18 protein-coding genes are annotated in these 17,916 nt (G+C 47.8%); 4 read left to right on the top strand and 14 right to left on the bottom strand.

The window, feature by feature from the left end:
- Positions 1-8: 8 nt before the first annotated feature.
- The 5 genes from BMW93_RS30715 to BMW93_RS30695 form a co-directional block, all read right to left on the bottom strand.
- Positions 9-836 (bottom strand): SGNH/GDSL hydrolase family protein, encoded by an 828-nt coding sequence (locus BMW93_RS30715; RefSeq protein WP_090385627.1) that lies wholly within the window; start codon positions 834-836, stop codon positions 9-11.
- A gap of 639 nt (positions 837-1,475) precedes the next feature.
- The gene (locus tag BMW93_RS30710) at positions 1,476-1,892 is read right to left on the bottom strand and encodes a hypothetical protein (RefSeq protein ID WP_090385767.1); all 417 of its coding nucleotides are present in this window, start codon (positions 1,890-1,892) and stop codon (positions 1,476-1,478) included.
- 382 nt (positions 1,893-2,274) lie between these two features.
- Positions 2,275-2,466: a hypothetical protein gene (locus BMW93_RS30705; RefSeq protein ID WP_012779727.1), complete on the bottom strand. Its 192-nt coding sequence runs from the start codon at positions 2,464-2,466 to the stop codon at positions 2,275-2,277.
- 163 nt (positions 2,467-2,629) lie between these two features.
- Positions 2,630-2,977: a DUF488 domain-containing protein gene (locus BMW93_RS30700; protein WP_090385624.1), complete on the bottom strand. Its 348-nt coding sequence runs from the start codon at positions 2,975-2,977 to the stop codon at positions 2,630-2,632.
- A 21-nt stretch (positions 2,978-2,998) separates the two neighbouring features.
- Positions 2,999-4,348: a hypothetical protein gene (locus tag BMW93_RS30695; RefSeq protein WP_090385621.1), complete on the bottom strand. Its 1,350-nt coding sequence runs from the start codon at positions 4,346-4,348 to the stop codon at positions 2,999-3,001.
- 106 nt (positions 4,349-4,454) lie between these two features.
- Between BMW93_RS30695 and BMW93_RS30690 the strand changes: the two genes are divergently transcribed.
- Positions 4,455-5,483, top strand: a complete 1,029-nt coding sequence (locus tag BMW93_RS30690) for an AraC family transcriptional regulator (RefSeq protein ID WP_090385619.1) — start codon at positions 4,455-4,457, stop codon at positions 5,481-5,483.
- On the opposite strand, the gene BMW93_RS30685 is transcribed toward BMW93_RS30690, so the two are convergent.
- The 9 genes from BMW93_RS30685 to mnmE form a co-directional block, all read right to left on the bottom strand.
- Positions 5,476-6,381, bottom strand: a complete 906-nt coding sequence (locus BMW93_RS30685; RefSeq protein WP_090385616.1) for an AraC family transcriptional regulator — start codon at positions 6,379-6,381, stop codon at positions 5,476-5,478. The two genes, BMW93_RS30690 and BMW93_RS30685, sit on opposite strands and share 8 nt — an antisense overlap.
- A gap of 19 nt (positions 6,382-6,400) precedes the next feature.
- Positions 6,401-7,210 (bottom strand): SDR family oxidoreductase, encoded by an 810-nt coding sequence (locus BMW93_RS30680; protein WP_218147753.1) that lies wholly within the window; start codon positions 7,208-7,210, stop codon positions 6,401-6,403.
- Positions 7,211-7,366: 156 nt separating this feature from the next.
- Positions 7,367-7,822, bottom strand: a complete 456-nt coding sequence (locus BMW93_RS30675; protein WP_090385614.1) for a DoxX family protein — start codon at positions 7,820-7,822, stop codon at positions 7,367-7,369.
- Between the two features lie 47 nt (positions 7,823-7,869).
- Complete coding sequence (locus BMW93_RS30670; protein ID WP_090385612.1) at positions 7,870-8,451, bottom strand: flavodoxin family protein; 582 nt, start codon at positions 8,449-8,451, stop codon at positions 7,870-7,872.
- A 197-nt stretch (positions 8,452-8,648) separates the two neighbouring features.
- Positions 8,649-9,221 (bottom strand): Crp/Fnr family transcriptional regulator, encoded by a 573-nt coding sequence (locus BMW93_RS30665; protein ID WP_090385610.1) that lies wholly within the window; start codon positions 9,219-9,221, stop codon positions 8,649-8,651.
- A gap of 477 nt (positions 9,222-9,698) precedes the next feature.
- Positions 9,699-10,745 (bottom strand): RES domain-containing protein, encoded by a 1,047-nt coding sequence (locus BMW93_RS30660; protein ID WP_177194247.1) that lies wholly within the window; start codon positions 10,743-10,745, stop codon positions 9,699-9,701.
- A gap of 29 nt (positions 10,746-10,774) precedes the next feature.
- A complete protein-coding gene (locus BMW93_RS30655; protein WP_090385605.1) occupies positions 10,775-11,713 on the bottom strand; it encodes a sce7725 family protein in 939 nt (312 codons plus the stop codon).
- Positions 11,714-11,721: 8 nt separating this feature from the next.
- The gene (locus BMW93_RS30650; RefSeq protein ID WP_143061747.1) at positions 11,722-12,603 is read right to left on the bottom strand and encodes a sce7726 family protein; all 882 of its coding nucleotides are present in this window, start codon (positions 12,601-12,603) and stop codon (positions 11,722-11,724) included.
- Positions 12,604-12,699: 96 nt separating this feature from the next.
- The gene (gene mnmE / locus BMW93_RS30645) at positions 12,700-14,067 is read right to left on the bottom strand and encodes a tRNA uridine-5-carboxymethylaminomethyl(34) synthesis GTPase MnmE (protein WP_090385598.1); all 1,368 of its coding nucleotides are present in this window, start codon (positions 14,065-14,067) and stop codon (positions 12,700-12,702) included.
- A 173-nt stretch (positions 14,068-14,240) separates the two neighbouring features.
- Here mnmE and BMW93_RS30640 point away from each other — a divergent pair, with 173 nt between their 5' ends.
- The 3 genes from BMW93_RS30640 (at position 14,241) to trxB (ending at position 17,876) form a co-directional block, all read left to right on the top strand.
- The gene (locus tag BMW93_RS30640; protein WP_177194248.1) at positions 14,241-14,822 is read left to right on the top strand and encodes a 7-carboxy-7-deazaguanine synthase QueE; all 582 of its coding nucleotides are present in this window, start codon (positions 14,241-14,243) and stop codon (positions 14,820-14,822) included.
- Positions 14,822-16,738 (top strand): OmpA family protein, encoded by a 1,917-nt coding sequence (locus tag BMW93_RS30635; protein WP_090385595.1) that lies wholly within the window; start codon positions 14,822-14,824, stop codon positions 16,736-16,738. Before BMW93_RS30640 ends, BMW93_RS30635 begins: the two co-directional genes overlap by 1 nt.
- A 175-nt stretch (positions 16,739-16,913) precedes the next feature.
- Complete coding sequence (gene trxB / locus BMW93_RS30630; RefSeq protein ID WP_090385593.1) at positions 16,914-17,876, top strand: thioredoxin-disulfide reductase; 963 nt, start codon at positions 16,914-16,916, stop codon at positions 17,874-17,876.
- The last annotated feature ends 40 nt before the right edge of the window (positions 17,877-17,916 follow it).

Raw genomic sequence — 17,916 nt, 5'->3', positions numbered from 1 at the left:
CGGGGCGACTATTTCAGCCCCTTCCATTTCTTCACAAGCATTCCCGCGATCACTTCATAGCCCTTATCCGAGGGGTGCAGACCGTCGTAAGTCATATCAATGGACTGTTCCGGATAGGGATATTCGTCCGTTTCCGGGTTGTACGGCACGTCAACGTAATCGGGATATTTGAAATCCTTGTAGGTGCCGGTCTGCGGGTCTTTCAGGCGTTTGAAACGAACCATGTTATCGAGGTTAATGCCGCTGTCGTGGTATAGGTCCACGACCGGAAGTCTCTCCTTCTTCCCTATTTCCACCACCGCATTGGCGAATTGCTCCAAAGTCTGGTCCTTTTTGGGCTTGTAGGAGCCAAATGCATTGTTTTTATAGCTGTTGATATACACAAAATCCCCGCGCTGCATGGGTGTGATGAGGATGATCCTCGCCTTTTTATTGAGCTGTTTCAGCTTGTCGGTAATGACCCTGAACGCGCCATAAACCGTGCCACTACCCTTTCCTTGCTCGTAATCCGCGATTGTACCGAGCGGTTTGCCCTGCCACCAGTCGTTGGTACCGAGAAAAACCGTATACACATCAGCCTCCACAAGTCCGAGCGATTCGATTTTGTCCGCAATGTTCACCGACGTCCAGCCATTGTGCCCCTGGTTGATGTAGGTAACCTGCGGAAATTTCTCCGAGATCAGCGTCAGGTATCCTTTCGTCACACGATTTCCGGTTTCGTTCTGATGGTCGTTGAGGTAAGTAATAGAGTCGCCGATAGCCACCCAGGTGATTTTGCGTGGTTTCGAAGCCGCAACGATGATCGTGAGCGCGAGAAGGAGCAGAAATCTTTTCATCAGTTATAAGGGATTTGGAAATTTTCTGAAAGTTAAGCCAACCATTCAGACGTTGCAAATTAGCCTCACCCCGACAATGTCCTAGCCATGATTCAGCTCCATTGTGGCATAAATCCCGAAATCGAGTCAAATTAATTCCTATTAACTGAATTTATTCTACAAAAATGCGACACTATTTTACAACTTGATTATGCCGGCCTCAGCCGAAACATTTCAAAGCATTGTTTTACAATTTATTAATAATCAACATCTTATAAAATAAACTGATTGTAGAAATCCATTTAACGCTTCAAAGTGAAATTACACAACAAGTCCAGACACACCACATCACAAAGCACAACGAGCCCTGGTTATCGAATTTGCTTTTAATAATGTGTCGCACTAATATTACATCATCTTGCAAGGTGTGGGACAGCCGAAAACCACTAAAAACGAGTAGGCAACAAAAACACTAACCTCATCAATATCATGGTAGGAATTGGACTTTCTCTAACTCAGCTTCTTTTGTGGCTTGATTCTATTCTTCCTAATGTTTCTGTTATCCTTACCTGGTAATAGACTAAGACATTAAAAAACCAGGCCGTACTCCTCCGGAGGCGGCCTGGTTGCATTTTATACGATAAGAAATTGCTTTTCTGCTCAGGCAAAAAAACTTGGGCGTTGCAGATATTCCGGATGCCAGCTCGCATCGCGGCGGCGTAGCGCCCGTGCGACGGTCAGAATGGCTTCCTGACGATCGCGCTGATGCTCATCAGAGCCCTGGGCCGCCAGATATTCACCTACAATCTCCCATTCGAAAGAATCGGCACGGGAATCGTAAATGCCTACGGGAACGCGATTTTCATCGGTAAGCATCAGGCTCTGAACCAATTGCGCCTCTTCTTGTGTAGGGCAGCCAACATGCTGGTACTGATCATTCAAAGTATATAGTACCGAATATCGGTTCGCTGAATATGCTTCTTCTTTTACTTGTGTGCGGTCAGTGAAAAACTGACCCAGAAATGCCCGGAACCCTGCCGGTGCTTGTTTACTTTTACTCTTTTTCACTTGTTTCATGGTATTGAATTTTACTGGATGCCCGTCGGGCAATATTTTCAGGAGGTTTTTAGCTATTTAGTGATACGGATTTACAAAAACGGTAAAATACTAAAATACATTTATTAGTCACAAAGAACCAACAGCGCTATTTATACAATCCAAACTATAAACTGATATTGTTTATCAATCGTTTACAAAATTAGTAATTCTTCTTTCGGTAGCACAAAATTCTTCTTATTGGCATTTCAATTTATCAGAATAATACAATTTTACTCTCAAAAGGAAGTCAGCTAACCTCTTGAAATGCACAAAAAAATCGCTGACGAGGTTTCCCTCCCATCAGCGATCGGTCAATGTCTGGTACAGTATAATGCTGCATATTTTATTGCAGCACCCGGGCTTACGCCACCTGCATATATGCTTCTTCGATGAGCCTTTTAATGTCCTCTTCGCATTCCTTCACGCGAATAGAGATACTCGTGCCAAGAAAGATCGTACAACCATGGCTATATCCCATGTAGTACAGGATCTTCTCTACACTCACGTTCAGACTTTCGTCGAATTCGCCGGTAACTTTAATGAAAGGCATCATGGTCTGAGTAATTTTTGATTTACCTAAATATAACCAATACACTTCAATTATACCTATTTTTTATCAAATTATTCCTATAAAATTTTCGATTTGGGCGTGCGTGTTTTTTTTGGAGAAAGGCTACGAATAATTGATTGTGAGATTGGAACGTTGAGCGAGGTAATCAGGCTTTTTCAAGCAATTCTTTCAGGACGAGCGCCTGATTGCGGTCTTCTGTTTTAGCTGAAAACAGCAAGGTAACCACTTCATTTTCGGTCACCAGCGACCGCAATACTTTCAATGCTTCGGAATCTTTCAGCTCGGCCTGGTAACGTGCTCTGAATTCGTCCCATTCGTCCATATTGGCGTGGTACCATTTCCTGAGCTCGTCCGATGGCGCCACTTCTTTCATCCAGCGGTCGATCGCGGCTGCTTCCTTCGTGAGCCCGCGCGGCCACAGGCGGTCTACCAGTACCCGGTAGCCGTCTGTGGTTGCGGCAGGCTCGTAAATGCGTTTTGTTTGGATGGTCATAGGCAGTTTACTTTAAAGGTGTTACTTACCTTTAAAGTTAGCAAACTTGCCGGTTTGGCGCCCATTACCCGCCGTGTTCCTGATCCTGAACTCGCCGGTGACGTCTTTGGGCCGCAATGCAGCCGGGCACGGACCGGGCAGATTATAAAAAGTACCCGTGATCGTTCCCTGAATGTACTCCACACCATTGATAATGCTGATCTGTGTGATGTTGACGCCTCCGGGCGATACACGCATCGCTTCTCTGACGCAATCGAAGTTGGAAGAAATGAAGCCTCCACCCGTATTACTGTATGTTTCGCTGAATTCCGCCCAGGCTTCTGTGTCCACCAGCGCGCCGTACGCATACAGTCGGTTTGGCGCGTCGAAGTTGACGTGATGCAGTTCGATGTTAAGGGATTGGGCAGGATTGTCGTTCCAGCCGCCTATCAGCAATGCGTCATCCGTTTTGGCAAAAACCAGGTTTTCCCAATTGTAAGGCTTGCCGTCGAAAGTACCCCTGAAATAATCCTTGCCGATAAGTATCTGCTTTACCAACTGGATTTTGGCGTTCGTACCTTTTAATGTGACATCAGCCACAACCGTGACCGGGTTGCTCGGCGGATTCGCCGACGGGGCTGTGAAGCGGGCAGGATAAGCGTCCCCGGCGTCCGTGAATTTCCTTCCGCCAGTTGCTTTAATGCTCCCGTTCGCGCTGCCGCCGAGCACGGAAAACTCGATATGCTCCATCTCGATATTTGGCGTTTCCGTTTCACCGGGAAGTTTAATCGGTATCACAAGATTTGCGAAAAGGACTTGCAGATCGATCGATGCGCCGAGCTCTACATAATCTGCACCTTGCAAGGACAAATCTTCAATCATAAACATCTCATACGCGGTCCAGTCGCTGAAATGCGGCATTTCGGTCGTGATGGTTCGTGCATTCCTATCGACCGTCACTTTTGACGTGTGGTACCACCGCCTGTCGGTGCCTTGCGTAGCTATTCTGAATGCGTCAGGTGAAGCGGCGCGGCGCGAATCATAATGGAATGTCAGCGATGCGGGTTTGGTAAATGCAGTCCCGTCGGGTGAAAACCGGTACGCCAGGCCTAAGCCGTTGGGCGCCTCGTTGGTAATGGGCTGAATGCTGATTTCCGTTTCTTTGGACAATGCACCGGCCGGGATCGTAAGCGTTACCTGGTTGTCGGAGGAAGTAATCGTGCCGCCCGCCGTTCCGATCCGCTTCGTTGCGACGTCGCCATTCGGTATACCGACCTCAGTGGCGCCTCCCCCGTTACCATTTCCCGGATTTACCTCGCTGTCGTTGTCCTTACACCCCAACAGTCCTCCCAAAAACAAAAAAACTACAAGTACTTTTCTTCTGATTTTCATGGCTAATTTTGAATGATTTGATCGGGTACAAAATAAGCCGGTCAGAATCCGGGAAAAACTAATATTTCACGCCAAGAATGTAACATTTGGCGCCAGTCGGTACCGTATGGAAGGAAGTTTGCGAATTTTGAAAAATGTGATTTACACGGCTTGCGAAAAAGGCGCCGATTTGTATACACTATGCGGCGCGCTGGGCATTCACCCGCGCGACATCGGCGATTCGGAACGGCGCATAGAAGGCGTGGCTCCGATGATCCGTTTCTGGACCGAGGCCGTGGCGCAAACCGGCGACATGGCGCTCGGCCTGCATGCGGGCATGGGCAGTAACCCGTCTACCTTCGGGCTGCTAGGTTACCTCATGCAAAGCTGCCGGACGCTGAAAGACGCCTGCCAAGCCGTGATTCAATACCAGCAGACGATTTCCGGCTGGGTTTCCTACGCATTTCAGATTGGGAAAAGTTGCGAGCTGATTTTCTTACCCAACCCCGAATGGTGGCAGGTTTCGCCCGCGACGGCCCGACACCCGGTGGAGCTCGCGATGAGCGGGGGGCTCAACTACATCCGCATTTTCACCGGCCAGCACATGCTGCCCGTGCGTGCGGAATTGAGTTATAGTGAAAACGTTTTGAAGGCCGAGTACGAGCGCATATGGGGTTGTCCTGTTTATTTCGGTAAATCTCAAAACAAACTGGTGTTCGGCGAAGCGTTCGCCGATATGCCTTTAATAAGCCATAATGAATCGCTGCACGTCTCGTTTACCCACATTTTGGAGGAGAAAGTTGCGGAATTGGGTAAATCGGAAACGATGGGCGACCTGATCAGGAAGACGATCATGGCCGATTTCCACGGCAAGGTACCGTCGCTGGAAATCATCGCCGCGCATATGAATGTGAGCGAACGATCGTTACAGCGCAAGTTGCAACAGGAAGGTGAAAGCTATCGGTCGATCAGCGCGCGTATCCGGCAGGAGCTTGCGATGAACCTTTTGAAAAATTCCGACGCCAAAGTCCTGGCCATTTCCGAACTGCTGGGCTACACCGAGCCGAGCGCATTTCACCGCGCATTCAAAAACTGGACGAAAACGAGCCCGGTGAAACAAAAATCGCAACTCACCCGAAAACCGGCTGCTAATTAAGGTTTCTAAATGCGCTGGGCGACTTGCCGGTTTTGGTTTTGAATATTTTGGTGAAATGCGACGGGTGCTCGAAACCGAGATCGTAGGCAATTTCGCTGATCGACTGTTCGGTGCCCCAGAGCAGGGATTTGGCTTTGTCGACCATCCGCAAATGAATATGTTCCTGGGTCGTTTTGCCCGTGAAACGGTTGAGCAGGTCGGAAAGGTAATTCGGCGAGAGGTTCAGCTCCGAAGCGAAGTATTTGACGCCCGGCAGGCCCCTGTCGATCAATGTGTCTTTCGAAAAATAATCGTTCAGCAGCCTTTCGAAATGCTGCACCAGGTCGTTGCTGACTTTCGCGCGGGTGTAAAACTGGCGGTCGTAAAACCGATCACAGTAATTAAGCAGCAACTCGATATTGCCCGTGATCAGCCGGAGCGTGTGCTTGTCGATATTCTGGGAATACTCCCGCTCGATCTTGGCCACGCAATCGCGGATGAGCAGCTTTTCATCCTCGGAAATATGCAATGCCTCATTGACATCGTAATTGAAAAAAGAGTATTGATGCATCTTTTGTCCCAATTCGGTTGCATTGAGCAAGTCGGGGTGGATGAACAGCGCCCACCCATCCTCCACACCGCCTTCCTCGATGCTGCCCGTTATGACCTGCCAGGGCGCCGTGAACATGAGCGAGCCCTCGCTGAAATCGTAGTGCCCCTTTCCGTACTTCAAAACGCCGTGAATGCGCTTGCAGGAGATCGTGTAAAAGCCGAACCGAAATGCCGTAAGCTCTCGCGGGCATTGCGCGTAGAACTGCGTGTTGTCGATCAGGCTGATCAGCGGGTGCCTGGGGCTGGGCGCGCCTACGTACTCGTGCAGGCCGGCAATGGTCTCGATATCAAGGTACTGGCTGGTCATAACATTGGAATGATAAATGCTAAATATGGCTGGCAATCAGATTTTTGATCGCCAGGTCGTCCATTTCTTTTCTGGCTTGAAGTAACTGTACCGCATCTGCCCCTACCGGGTAACGCAACTGCTCCGACCCGTCGCTGGCTGCTTCAAAAATAGCCTCCGCTACCTCCCACACGCGTTCCGACATCGGCCAGGTGTCGACTTTACTCGCGAAAACGTCATATGCCGGCTTGTAGTCCAACAAATCGCCTGCGCCAAAAGTTGCCAGTGACCGGCCTGCAAAATCTGTTTTATAACCGCCCGGCTCGACGATTTTCACTTTAATTCCCAGCGGTTCGAGCTCAAATTGCAGCGATTCCGAAAGTCCTTCCACCGCATATTTGGTAGCATGATACAATGTAGAGAACGGAAAAGCGATCCTTCCACCCATGGACGCCACATTGACGATCACCCCGCTCTTCTGACGACGCATCTGCGGCAACACCGCCTTGATCACCTCGATCACCCCGAACACATTCACATCGAACTGCTGCCTTACCACATCCGTCGGCGCCGCTTCCAGCACGCCCAGTGATCCAAAACCGGCATTATTCACTAACGCGTCGATACTACCGAAACGCGCAATGCCCTCTGCAACCGCATTTTGTATACTCGCGCTATCTGTCACATCCAGTCGCACCAGCGCCACATTATCCAGCTTGCCGAGCTCAGCCTCCTTCTCAGGCGAGCGCATCGAAGCAATCACATTCCATCCATTTTTTTGAAACAACCGAACGGCGTCCTTACCAAATCCCGAAGAAGCGCCTGTAATCAATACTGTACTTGCCATCATTTCTGTTTGTTTGATTGAATGATGCAAAGTTGGTGCGTGGCGGGGCGGCAGGCTTATAGATTTCTCGGGGGGGCTTATATATTTCAATGGATTAAGCACATGGAATATCGTTATTCCAAAAACAGCGTGATATACCGCCGTTGGGCGTCCCGGTTTTTATCGGGACGTCGATGGCTCATGCCGGAGGAAACGTCCAATCGAGTAAACCCCTCCGCCGGTAAAAATCAATCCGAGTGCAATGCCTATCGCCAGCAAAAAGAATTCCATTCCCTCGGTATGCTGTATGCCAAACCAATCCATAAAAAAATGATCGTGGAAAGTTGTGGCGATGATACCGGCCATCACCACTGCAATTGCCGCCGCTGAGAAACGTACTGCAACGCCAAGGACCAGCGCTAATGGCCCAAAAAACTCGATCATTATCACCAAAAAGCCGACCACCCAGGGCAAGCCGACCTGGCCGGTGAAATATTGCATACTGCCTTCGAACCCGAATCCTCCGAACCAGCCCAGCAGCTTCTGTGCACCATGAGGGAAGAGTACCAATGCAAGGAAAAGACGAAGCAGCAGCGCTGCCAGATTTGAATCCGGTTTTAAAATATTATCAGACATAATCTTAATGTTTAATTGTTGGAAAAATTCATAAGTGATTTGTTAGACTATATTCCTTCTTGCCCGCCCATGTACCGTACCGTTACCTGCACGACCCTTCTTGCAAACAGCTCGGCCGTGAGCAGATCGCCAGGATGCTGGCCATTGATGACATGCTCCCCGTTGTCGCACTGCTCCATCAGGCCGATGTAGCTGGCCAGCCGGTTTTGCCCTTCGGTTTGCTCATTATGCAAAAACCGCGGGAGTACGCCCAGCGAAATCCAGTTCATACTGTGCTGGCAGGCAAAAAGCATCATCGCTTCCAGCGTGTTAAGCTTGTCGCCATTGATGGTCGACGAAAGGGTGAAACCCGCGGCCAGCTTATCCTTCCAGGGCTGCCTGTACCAGAACTCGCCTGTGCTTTCCATAAACTGCTTGAACTCTGCGCTGACATTGCCAAAGTAGGTGGGGCTTCCAAAAACGATGGTGTCCGCATCGTGCAGCAGTTCCGGACGTGCTATGGCTTCATCCACACCGACCAAATGCACTTCGGAACGATCGGTTGTCATTTCCCGGGTCAGCAGTCGGGCGAGCCTTTCCGTATGCCCGGCCCGACTGTGGTAAACAATAGCGATTGTGACTTTTTTCATGGCTAATATTTTAATGCAAATTTTGCGGTTCCGGCCCGTCGTCACCAATCACCTGGGATAAGAAAAAACGTTAACCTGGATTAACTTTTTGACGGTTTCGCTGCTAAAAATGCACAGCACGACGCTCCTGTCCCGGACTCGACAGGGCTTAGAAAAGCCAGCATTTCAAATGTTATTTATTGATTACCAGGAAGAAGTTATTTGCTTTCCGAACGGATACGGCTCAGCGTTTGCGGGGTAATGCCCAGGTAAGAGGCGATCTGATGATTGGCCACACGCTGCTCTATCTGCGGGTACTTTTTGATAAACTCCTCATACCGCTCGGGCGCACTCCTGGAAAGGCTAGCCGATAGCCTTTTTGTTGACGCAATGAATGCATTCTGGATCAGGATACGGAAGTGCCGCTCCATTTTAGGCACCTTCTCATATAATATTTCCAGGTCTGCCTTGGTAATATGCAGTACCTGGGTATCTTCCAGGCAGTCGATGTTGTAAGTTGTTGGGGTATCTGTCAAAAAACTGTACAGATCGCCCACCCACCAATCTTCCAGGCCAAACTGCAAGATGTGCTCCTGTCCCTTATCGTCCACTTCATAAGTGCGCGTCACACCCTTTACTATAAACGTTTCATAGCGCGTCACGTCCCCCTCTTGCAGAATATACTGCTTTTTACGGTATTTCTTGAATGTAAAAAGGGATTGTATGATCTCGGCTTCAAGCGAAGAGAGAGGCACAAATTTGCTCAGGTTTTGGATTAAAAGCTCATGCATAGCAAGCAAATATAGGCGCGGGCGGCATACGAATCAATCGGCCCTTTGAAGCAACCTGGCCTCTGAAAAAAACTGACCGACCAACTTCTGTGCCGAAGACGATTCCCGGCCCGCAGCACTCTGCCCCAGAACATGAGGCACAACCGCAAAAAAAGAACGGCAGTGGCAAAGCATTTGATTAATGTAGTTATGATTTGCATTTCGAATGACGTTTAACAAACTAATGCAAAGTTCGTTAACAGCCACGCCCCTCGAAATCAGGTAGGATAAGTAATTTTGTTAACATAGGTTCATGATAAGATATTGTCGGGATGCTATGTTAGTTTCCTTTCGCTTTCATTGTAACGATTGAAGTACCCCACTTCAAGCCCAAATGCGGGGAAGCTCACATTTTAGGTAAGGCTACATTTTAGGTAAGGCTACACGCTGTTCTCCGAAAGCTATGCCCTCCCAATGAATTGAAAACTATCAGTTGTTCTAAGACCAAGTATACTTCAAGTCGCTTACAACGTAGAAGTTAGCATCGACACATTCGAGCTTTTGATCATTAAAGATTGCCAAGTTATACCCACTTGAATTCATTGCACTTCTATACTCAACAGCATCAAAACCAAGTTTGGATTTGATGTACTCACACAAAAATTGCGTAGGCAAGTAGTCGAGATTCGCGTCTTGCTTACGCACAGGCTTAGAAAGCTCGTCACCCAATCTTTGTAGATAAGGCCGGTAGAGTATAAACTCTTCGAAGGTGAATCCTCGATCCAAAATCTCAAATGGCCCAAATTTCTTAATATCCTTTAACGAGACTAAACTAATTGGTTCGATCGCGACGAATTTGCCGATTGTAATTCCCTCATGCAAAGCTATGCGCGTCTCATAAAGTGTAGTCTTTTCGCTGTCCGAAACATATAAATAAGGAATACCGACAGGGTTTGCTCTGCCGGGCGTAGCAATAGAGGCAGGTGGCTTGCCTAACTCTCCTATCGGTAAGCGAGATTCTGACGGGCGAGCCCGATAAAATGTACTACCGGAAGAATAAGTGATAGCGAGTCTACCAAATATTGAATCCAGGGTATCTGTGTCAATTACGGCGTTTACAAAAAATCGATTTTTTTCCTTTATCTCAGCTGAAAAGTTCTCCCATCGCAATTGGAGGTCTTGTGCTGGCATACCTGCCGCACCAATCAAAAATTCAAATTCAACTGGCTTTTCGAACAAGTCGGGGCTATAAAATGAACTTCCTCTTCCAATTTGATTCACAAGGTGCTTCACCTCTTTTTGTCCTAGAAGAGTCGAGTTAAATAGGTTTTCCCAATAGGTAGAAATATGCTCATGAATAAGGAACGGTGATGCACTAATAGAATGCGCAGCATCGGCGTGATTTTCATAGAGCTCAAAAAGTTGGTCAAAAATACTACTTAGGCTTTCACAGGAAACAATACTTACATTGTTTGATTCGCAGAAATCACAGTCTCCGTGTGTTCGTGAAAGTGTCGTAATAGTGTGTTTTAAGCTTTGGTCCACAAAGCAGTTGATACAACAGTTCATACATTTTATATTAAACTTTGAATCAATTCAATGTGGTGCATAAGCGAGAGCTTCTTAATTACTCCCAGGCCTGGATAGGCACCTCGGTTATGATAATCTCGGAATTGTTCTGATGCAAGAGTGTGAATGCCTTGCTCGTCTATGAACTCAACTAATTTCGCGAGCGCTTCACCGAACTTCCCGGCCGTATCGCTTGTATCAAGATTGTTATCGGACAAAAAGTGTCTGATCCTCACATTCTCGCTCTCCTTATCTTTATAGGTAAGATGAATTACAACTGCATAAGGCAGCATCCCTCCCTCAATATACTCGGTTCCAATTGTAAGGTAGTCCGAGAAAGCGGTAAACCCTTCATCTCTATAGTAGAAGTGGTCACTAGAAAAAATTTCGTCCTCAGATTCTTCATAATCAACATTTCGTTTTTGCTTTACAAACGGATCACTTAAAATACCGAGAGACGAGATAGGAAATCCTCTTCTAAGGGCAATTAGATGGTTGACATGAATGAGGTTGTACCTCAAATTGGAATTTGCAGCAATCTCTTTAAGCTCCGCGGCTTTGGAAATCTGGTTCAAATGGACAAGTGCGTACCCAGTCGTCAAATAGCCTCTCGATTTGGCATCTGCTGAAAAAAAAGTAAAATCCCTTTCATTGGCTATTATATATGTAGGAACTATGTTATCAAGTCCAGATTTCCTAAGTCGATCAATCGACTGCTCAATCAAAACATAGTCTTTTTTGAGATCGCCTTGTTCAGGATTCACTATAAGTAAAACATTGATTCCATAAGTAGAGAGCGTTCTAATAGCCGTTTCGACACTTTTGAGGTCCTTTTTTACTGGCTCGATTATTGGAGTAACTTTCGTCGCCACAAGCGGCAACGTCGTCAATTCTCTCAATGCCAGTAGCTCAAATTGTTTACCTCGGAGGAAGGGTAGATACATAAATTTTATCAGAATTGATAGTCTAGTCGCTTAACCAAGCTAATATATTCATTTCGGTTGATATTCGAATAATACAACGAAAGCTTCAAACTTTCAGGCAGCTTAGCACTAGTTACAACGTCACTGACGAATAAATTGATTCTCCCCTTGATTACACTCAAAAACTCTGCCTGTACCTCGTCGGGAGCAAATTGCCGAAGAATTTCTAGGCAAGACTTAAAAAGCAAAATAGGCTTAACATTCGGCAACTCCCCCGAAAGTGCTTTAACCACAACTAAAAATTCATTTTTACGAAGAGCTTTCATCATAGTGATAGTATCGAGATTAGAATTGTCGGGCACCGCCGGTCGAGCAATTTCAATAGAATTATCATTAAAGAGCATTAGGCCGACTCCTTCATCGATCAAACTTAAATATTTCTCATAGTGTGTATGGTGTACAATTAGAAATACCTCGGAAAATGCTTTGTAATAGTCGTTAATTTGAGAAGCAAGTCGGCCAGGATTGTCCAACTCCGTCTTAATTTCGAATACTTTATTTGTCCCATTTACAAGAACAGCATCTGCTTTGGACTGACCCACACGGAATTCGTTAAGTAGGATAGAATCCACTAGTGAATGATTCTTTAAAATGTAGTCGTTCAACAAGGCAGCTTTGTAAAGGTATTCATGACGATAATTTTTCAGCAAATGTGCGTGAGCATATTCAATCATTTCTCCTAGCGTACATTTCTGGTCCAACGAAACACCACTCTTTTTAAGTAATCGCTTTATCTGATTACCACTTGATCGAAAATTTTCATCGAGCATTATGCGCTGAATACCTGCATTAGACAGGATCTTTGAAAGAGCGTGTAGACTTCCTGCGGATATGCCTAAGTTTGACGTCATGGTGTAAAATTACAAAAATAGCGAAATAAAAAAAGAGGCAATCACAATCTGCAATCAACTGATAAACAGGATATTAAATGCATATTTTGCTGACATTTACTTCCCGATACAAAACTTCGAAAAAATATTATCCAGCAAATCATCCGTAACAATCGTCCCCGTAATCTCCCCCAAATGATGCAGCGCCAACCGAATATCCTGCGCCAAAAAATCTCCCGTAACGCCCAGCGACAGCCCATTCAAAACATCCGTCAATGAAGCCGAAGTTTTAATCAAATGCTCATAATGCCGCAAATTGGTCACCACCGTATCACCAGCCGCCTGGCCGTGGACGAGCGAAACCAGCTTCTTCGTGAGTGCAGGCAAATTTTGCTGTGTATGGGCGGAAATGGGAACAATATCAGACTCTTCACCTACCAGTTCCGTTGCCAAAGCCGGATTAATATCCGTTTTATTCAACACAAAAAGAACCTCCTTATCACCCGGCAGCAATGCCGCCAATGCACGGTTCTCTGCCAGCGTTTCTACGCTATCAAAGAGGAAAATCACAATATCCGCTTTGTCCATGGCCGCTTTCGAGCGCTCGATGCCGATGGATTCGACGACGTCGGTCGTTTCACGAATCCCAGCTGTGTCGATGAAGCGGAATTTCAGGCCGTCGAGTACGATCGTATCTTCGATCACGTCACGTGTGGTGCCTGCAATGGCGGTTACGATGGCTTTTTCTTCGTTTAATAAAGCATTCAGCAAGGTTGATTTGCCCACGTTCGGGGAGCCGATGATAGCTACCGGCACACCTTCCTTAATCGCATTACCAAAGTCAAATGAGCTGATCAACGGCTCGATGGTCGTTTGCAGCGCCACGATCAGCCTGCGCAGATCGTCGCGCTCGGCGAATTCTACATCTTCCTCGCCGAAATCGAGTTCCAGCTCGATCATCGAGGCGAAATGGATCAGCTCGGAGCGCAAGGAGGCGAGTTTTTTGGAAAAGCCGCCGCGCAGCTGGTTCAATGCGGTTTTATGGCTGGCTTGCGAGTCGGCGGCGATCAGGTCGGCCACGGCCTCGGCTTGCACCAGGTCGAACTGGCCGTTCAAGAAGGCACGCTGGGTGAATTCGCCCGGCTTGGCGATTCTAGCGCCTTTGGTGATGAGTACCTTTAATATCTGGCGGATAATGTAGTCGGAGCCGTGGCAGGAAATTTCTACGGAATCTTCCTTCGTGAATGAGCGCGGGGTTTTGAAAACACTTACCAGCACTTCGTCGATGATCTCGTCACCGGCATTGATGGTACCGAAATGCACGGTGTGGGTTTCGACATTTTCGAGGTTTTTACCTTTAAATACGCTGTTGACCATGGCGATCGCGCCCAGGCCCGACACGCGTATAACGCCTATCGCGCCTACACCCGAGGGCGTCGCGAGGGCACAAATCACTTCCTGCTGCTGTATTACTGCTGTATTCATAACTGCAAATATGCTACTATTTGAGACAACCAATATCGAAGACAGGAAGTTTGAATTTTGTACCTTTACGGGATTTTTCCGGCGCCGCGGCGTGTTACACTTTTTTCAACATTAAGACTTTCAAGATTTTGCTTACCGAAACTTTGCCCATCGTTACTTCTGAACTTCCGGTGATGGAAGCCTTTTATACCTTGCAGGGAGAAGGCCAGCACAGCGGTCGCGCCGCGTATTTCATCCGCCTCGGCGGCTGCGATGTGGGCTGTCATTGGTGCGATGTGAAGGAGTCGTGGGACGCCAGTATTCACCCCAAATTTGACATTAATGCCATTGTGGACGGCGCATTGCAGTTTCCCGGTCGATTAGCGGTAATTACCGGTGGGGAGCCACTAATGTACAACCTGGATGGTTTAACAGGCGCATTGCAGGAGGCGGGGTTCAAGACCAACATAGAAACATCGGGTGTGTACCCATTCACGGGGCATTGGGACTGGGTTTGTTTTTCTCCCAAAAAATTCAAAACGCCTCACCCGGACATTTATACGAATGCCGACGAGCTCAAAGCGATCATTTATAACAAAAGCGATTTCGAGTTCGCGGAAGAACATGCGGCCAAAGTTTCGGCTGATTGTACCCTTCTGTTACAACCTGAATGGAGTAAGCAGGACGTGATGTTGCCTTTGATAATTGACTATATCAAAGACAATCCCAAATGGAAAATGTCGTTACAAACTCACAAGTTTATGAACATTCCATAATGCACCGGGTTCTTCTTTTCTGTTTTGCAATAGGCCTTCTCACCCTCCAATCTGTTTCAGCTCAGGACGCTACGTTATCCCGGAAAGCAAGGGAAGTATACGATAAGGCACAGAAAGCCCTTCAAGAAAGGAGGCTCCCCGAAGCTACGGAACTGTTTGAAAAAGTACTCGAAATAGAGCCGAACAGCTACGATACCAACCTCCGTTTAGCGCAGGTGTACGAGCTGCAACGAAAGCCCGACCTCGTCCGAAAGCATTATAGTAGGGCTATCCGCATCAAACCTGACGCACCTCAATCGGCACCGGCATTTCAATGGATAGGCCGCGACCATTTCAATGTACAGCGTTACGATTCCGCACAGTTCTATTTCGAAAAGGCGCAGGCATTGCTGCCGCCGAAATCGAGCCTGGGCAGGTTAGCGGAAAAGTCGGTAGCCTCGTCGAAATTTGCGCAGCAGGCTATCAAAAATCCGCTTCCTATCGAGAAGAAATCAATGGGTGATACGGTGAATTTCCTGGGAACGCAGTATTTCCCGGTGATGACCGCCGACGATGAAACATTGATATTCACAGGATTAACTGAAAATCGCGACGAGAATATTTACTTCACCCGCCGCATTAAAGGCAGCAGCGCGGCTGACCATTGGGACGTGCCGGAGGAAATTTCCAAAACCATTAATACCACTAATAACGAAGGTACCTGCACGGTGTCGGCCGACGGCCGCACGCTGGTTTTCACCGCCTGCAACCGACCCGACGGTCTGGGCAGCTGCGATTTGTACATTTCTCATAAGGTAGGTAAAGATTGGAGCCAGCCGACGAATCTCGGACAGGAGGTCAATTCCCGTGAGTGGGAGTCGCAGCCTTCACTGTCTGCGGATGGTCACACGCTCTATTTCGCGTCCGACAGAAAAGGCGGCGTGGGCAAGCGTGATATTTGGGTAGCACATCTGGACGACAAAAAGCAATGGACCACTCCCAAGAACCTCGGCCCGGCCATTAACACGCCCGACGAAGAGAATGCCCCGTTCATTCATGCCAATGGCCGCACGCTGTTCTATTCTTCCAACGGCCTCCCTGGAATGGGCGGTTTTGATATTTTTATTTCCCAAAAAACGGATACGGTTTGGGCGCCGCCTGCAAACCTGGGCTACCCTATCAACACCGTTTCCGATCAGGTAGGACTTTTCATCGCGTCAAATGGCGAAAATGCCTATTACACGGATGACAACACGGAAAAAGGCGGCGGCCGCTCGCTGCTGTACACATTCCATGTGCCCGAGTCTTTGCAAAAAATCATCACGCCTACCCGCTATGCGAAGGGCAAAGTATTTGATAAAAAGGCGGGAACGGTACTCGCTTCCGACATTGATCTTTACGACCTGAAAACACAGACAAAAGTAGGCTCATTCACTTCCGACAGCCAGAACGGCTCGTTTCTGGCGGTATTGAACAGCGGGGGCGAATATGCATTCTACGTGTCGAAACCCGGGTATTTGTTTAAAAGCCTTTCGTTTACAGTCGATAAAGACCAATCGTTTGTTGACCTTGAAATCCCGCTGGAAGCGATCGAGAAGGACCGTGCGGAGGTTTTGAATAATATTTTCTTTAAAACGGGCGAGTACATCCTCGACGACAAATCGAAAGTGGAGCTCGACAAGCTGACCGACTTCTTGCACAAGAATAAAACCATTAAAATTGAAATATCCGGCCACACCGACGACGTGGGTTCGGATACGGAGAATATGGCCCTCTCGCAACGCCGCGCACAGTCGGTACAATATTATCTGCAACAGTCGGGAATTGCGGCCGACCGGATTTTGGCCAAAGGTTATGGCGAAACAAAGCCCATGGCGCCCAACGATTCGGATGAAAACCGGCAAAAAAACCGAAGGATCGAGTGGCGCATCCTCTAAATGCATTTGCATAACGGGCTGAAATTTTGCACTTTTGTCAGTCTGCCTGTGTTGTACTGACAGGTACAATAAGGCAAAATTCACTTTCACACACGAAGATTTGCCTTGTCTGGCACCACTGGAATTTCCAGCTAAAACGTAGAACAATCGTCATTAACAGTAGTTTTATATTAACATGTCATCCGAGAAAGTCTCTTGCTTAATTATCGGCTCCGGCCCTGCCGGTTACACAGCCGCCATATATGCATCCCGCGCGGGATTGAATCCAGTACTTTACCAGGGTGCCCAACCGGGTGGCCAGTTGACGATCACCACAGAAGTTGACAACTACCCGGGCTATCCCGATGGCATTACCGGGCCTGAAATGATGATCAACTTCGAAAAACAGGCCAAACGCTTCGGTACCGACGTCCGTTACGGCCTTGCTACTTCGGTTGATTTCACGGGTTACCCGCATAAAGTGATCATCGACAACAAGCACGAGATCACGGCCGATGCAGTCATTATCTCCACAGGTGCTTCCGCCAAATGGCTGGGCCTGGAAGATGAGGAGCGTTTGAACGGCCGCGGCGTATCTGCCTGTGCGGTTTGCGACGGTTTTTTCTTCCGTAACCAGGATGTGGTAGTAGTAGGCGCCGGCGACACAGCTGCCGAAGAAGCCAGCTACCTTGCCAAATTGTGCCGCAAAGTATACCTGCTCGTTCGCCGCGACGAAATGCGCGCGTCGAAGATCATGCAGAAACGTTTGGAAACACTACCTAATATCGAGATCCTATGGAACACTGAAACCGTGAAACTGAACGGCGAAGAAGGCCTTGAATCGGTATTGGTTAAAAATAATAAAACGGGCGAGGAGCAACTTTTGGAAGCAACCGGTTTCTTTGTTGCGATTGGCCACAAACCGAACACGGATATTTTCAAAGGTTATGTCCATATGGACGAAACCGGATATATCCAGACCATCAAAGGAAGCTCCTGCACCAACATCAAAGGCGTATTTGCCTGTGGTGATGCCCAGGACAATGTTTACCGCCAGGCAATCACCGCTGCGGGAACAGGTTGTATGGCGGCATTGGATGCTGAAAGATTCCTTGTGGAACGGGAAGTGGACGTTATTATCGAAGAAGAAACAGCTTAAATCAATCGCACAACCCCTAAAAGGATCAGGCTACGCTGAA

The sequence above is a fragment of the Dyadobacter sp. SG02 genome (genome assembly GCF_900109045.1).
In the GTDB taxonomy this organism is placed as follows: domain Bacteria; phylum Bacteroidota; class Bacteroidia; order Cytophagales; family Spirosomataceae; genus Dyadobacter.
Note: the sequence above shows the minus strand (reverse complement) of the source record. Positions and strands in the feature narration are given on the sequence as shown.

Bases quoted from the DNA above. Each gene is read 5' to 3' on its own strand.
- BMW93_RS30715 (WP_090385627.1), bottom strand. From the start codon at position 836: ATGAAAAGATTTCTGCTCCTTCTCGCGCTCACGATCATCGTTGCGGCT.
- BMW93_RS30710 (WP_090385767.1), bottom strand. From the start codon at position 1,892: ATGAAACAAGTGAAAAAGAGTAAAAGTAAACAAGCACCGGCAGGGTTC.
- BMW93_RS30705 (WP_012779727.1), bottom strand. From the start codon at position 2,466: ATGATGCCTTTCATTAAAGTTACCGGCGAATTCGACGAAAGTCTGAAC.
- BMW93_RS30700 (WP_090385624.1), bottom strand. From the start codon at position 2,977: ATGACCATCCAAACAAAACGCATTTACGAGCCTGCCGCAACCACAGAC.
- BMW93_RS30695 (WP_090385621.1), bottom strand. From the start codon at position 4,348: ATGAAAATCAGAAGAAAAGTACTTGTAGTTTTTTTGTTTTTGGGAGGA.
- BMW93_RS30690 (WP_090385619.1), top strand. From the start codon at position 4,455: ATGGAAGGAAGTTTGCGAATTTTGAAAAATGTGATTTACACGGCTTGC.
- BMW93_RS30685 (WP_090385616.1), bottom strand. From the start codon at position 6,381: ATGACCAGCCAGTACCTTGATATCGAGACCATTGCCGGCCTGCACGAG.
- BMW93_RS30680 (WP_218147753.1), bottom strand. From the start codon at position 7,210: ATGATGGCAAGTACAGTATTGATTACAGGCGCTTCTTCGGGATTTGGT.
- BMW93_RS30675 (WP_090385614.1), bottom strand. From the start codon at position 7,822: ATGTCTGATAATATTTTAAAACCGGATTCAAATCTGGCAGCGCTGCTG.
- BMW93_RS30670 (WP_090385612.1), bottom strand. From the start codon at position 8,451: ATGAAAAAAGTCACAATCGCTATTGTTTACCACAGTCGGGCCGGGCAT.
- BMW93_RS30665 (WP_090385610.1), bottom strand. From the start codon at position 9,221: ATGCATGAGCTTTTAATCCAAAACCTGAGCAAATTTGTGCCTCTCTCT.
- BMW93_RS30655 (WP_090385605.1), bottom strand. From the start codon at position 11,713: ATGTATCTACCCTTCCTCCGAGGTAAACAATTTGAGCTACTGGCATTG.
- BMW93_RS30650 (WP_143061747.1), bottom strand. From the start codon at position 12,603: ATGACGTCAAACTTAGGCATATCCGCAGGAAGTCTACACGCTCTTTCA.
- mnmE (WP_090385598.1), bottom strand. From the start codon at position 14,067: ATGAATACAGCAGTAATACAGCAGCAGGAAGTGATTTGTGCCCTCGCG.
- BMW93_RS30640 (WP_177194248.1), top strand. From the start codon at position 14,241: ATGGAAGCCTTTTATACCTTGCAGGGAGAAGGCCAGCACAGCGGTCGC.
- BMW93_RS30635 (WP_090385595.1), top strand. From the start codon at position 14,822: ATGCACCGGGTTCTTCTTTTCTGTTTTGCAATAGGCCTTCTCACCCTC.
- trxB (WP_090385593.1), top strand. From the start codon at position 16,914: ATGTCATCCGAGAAAGTCTCTTGCTTAATTATCGGCTCCGGCCCTGCC.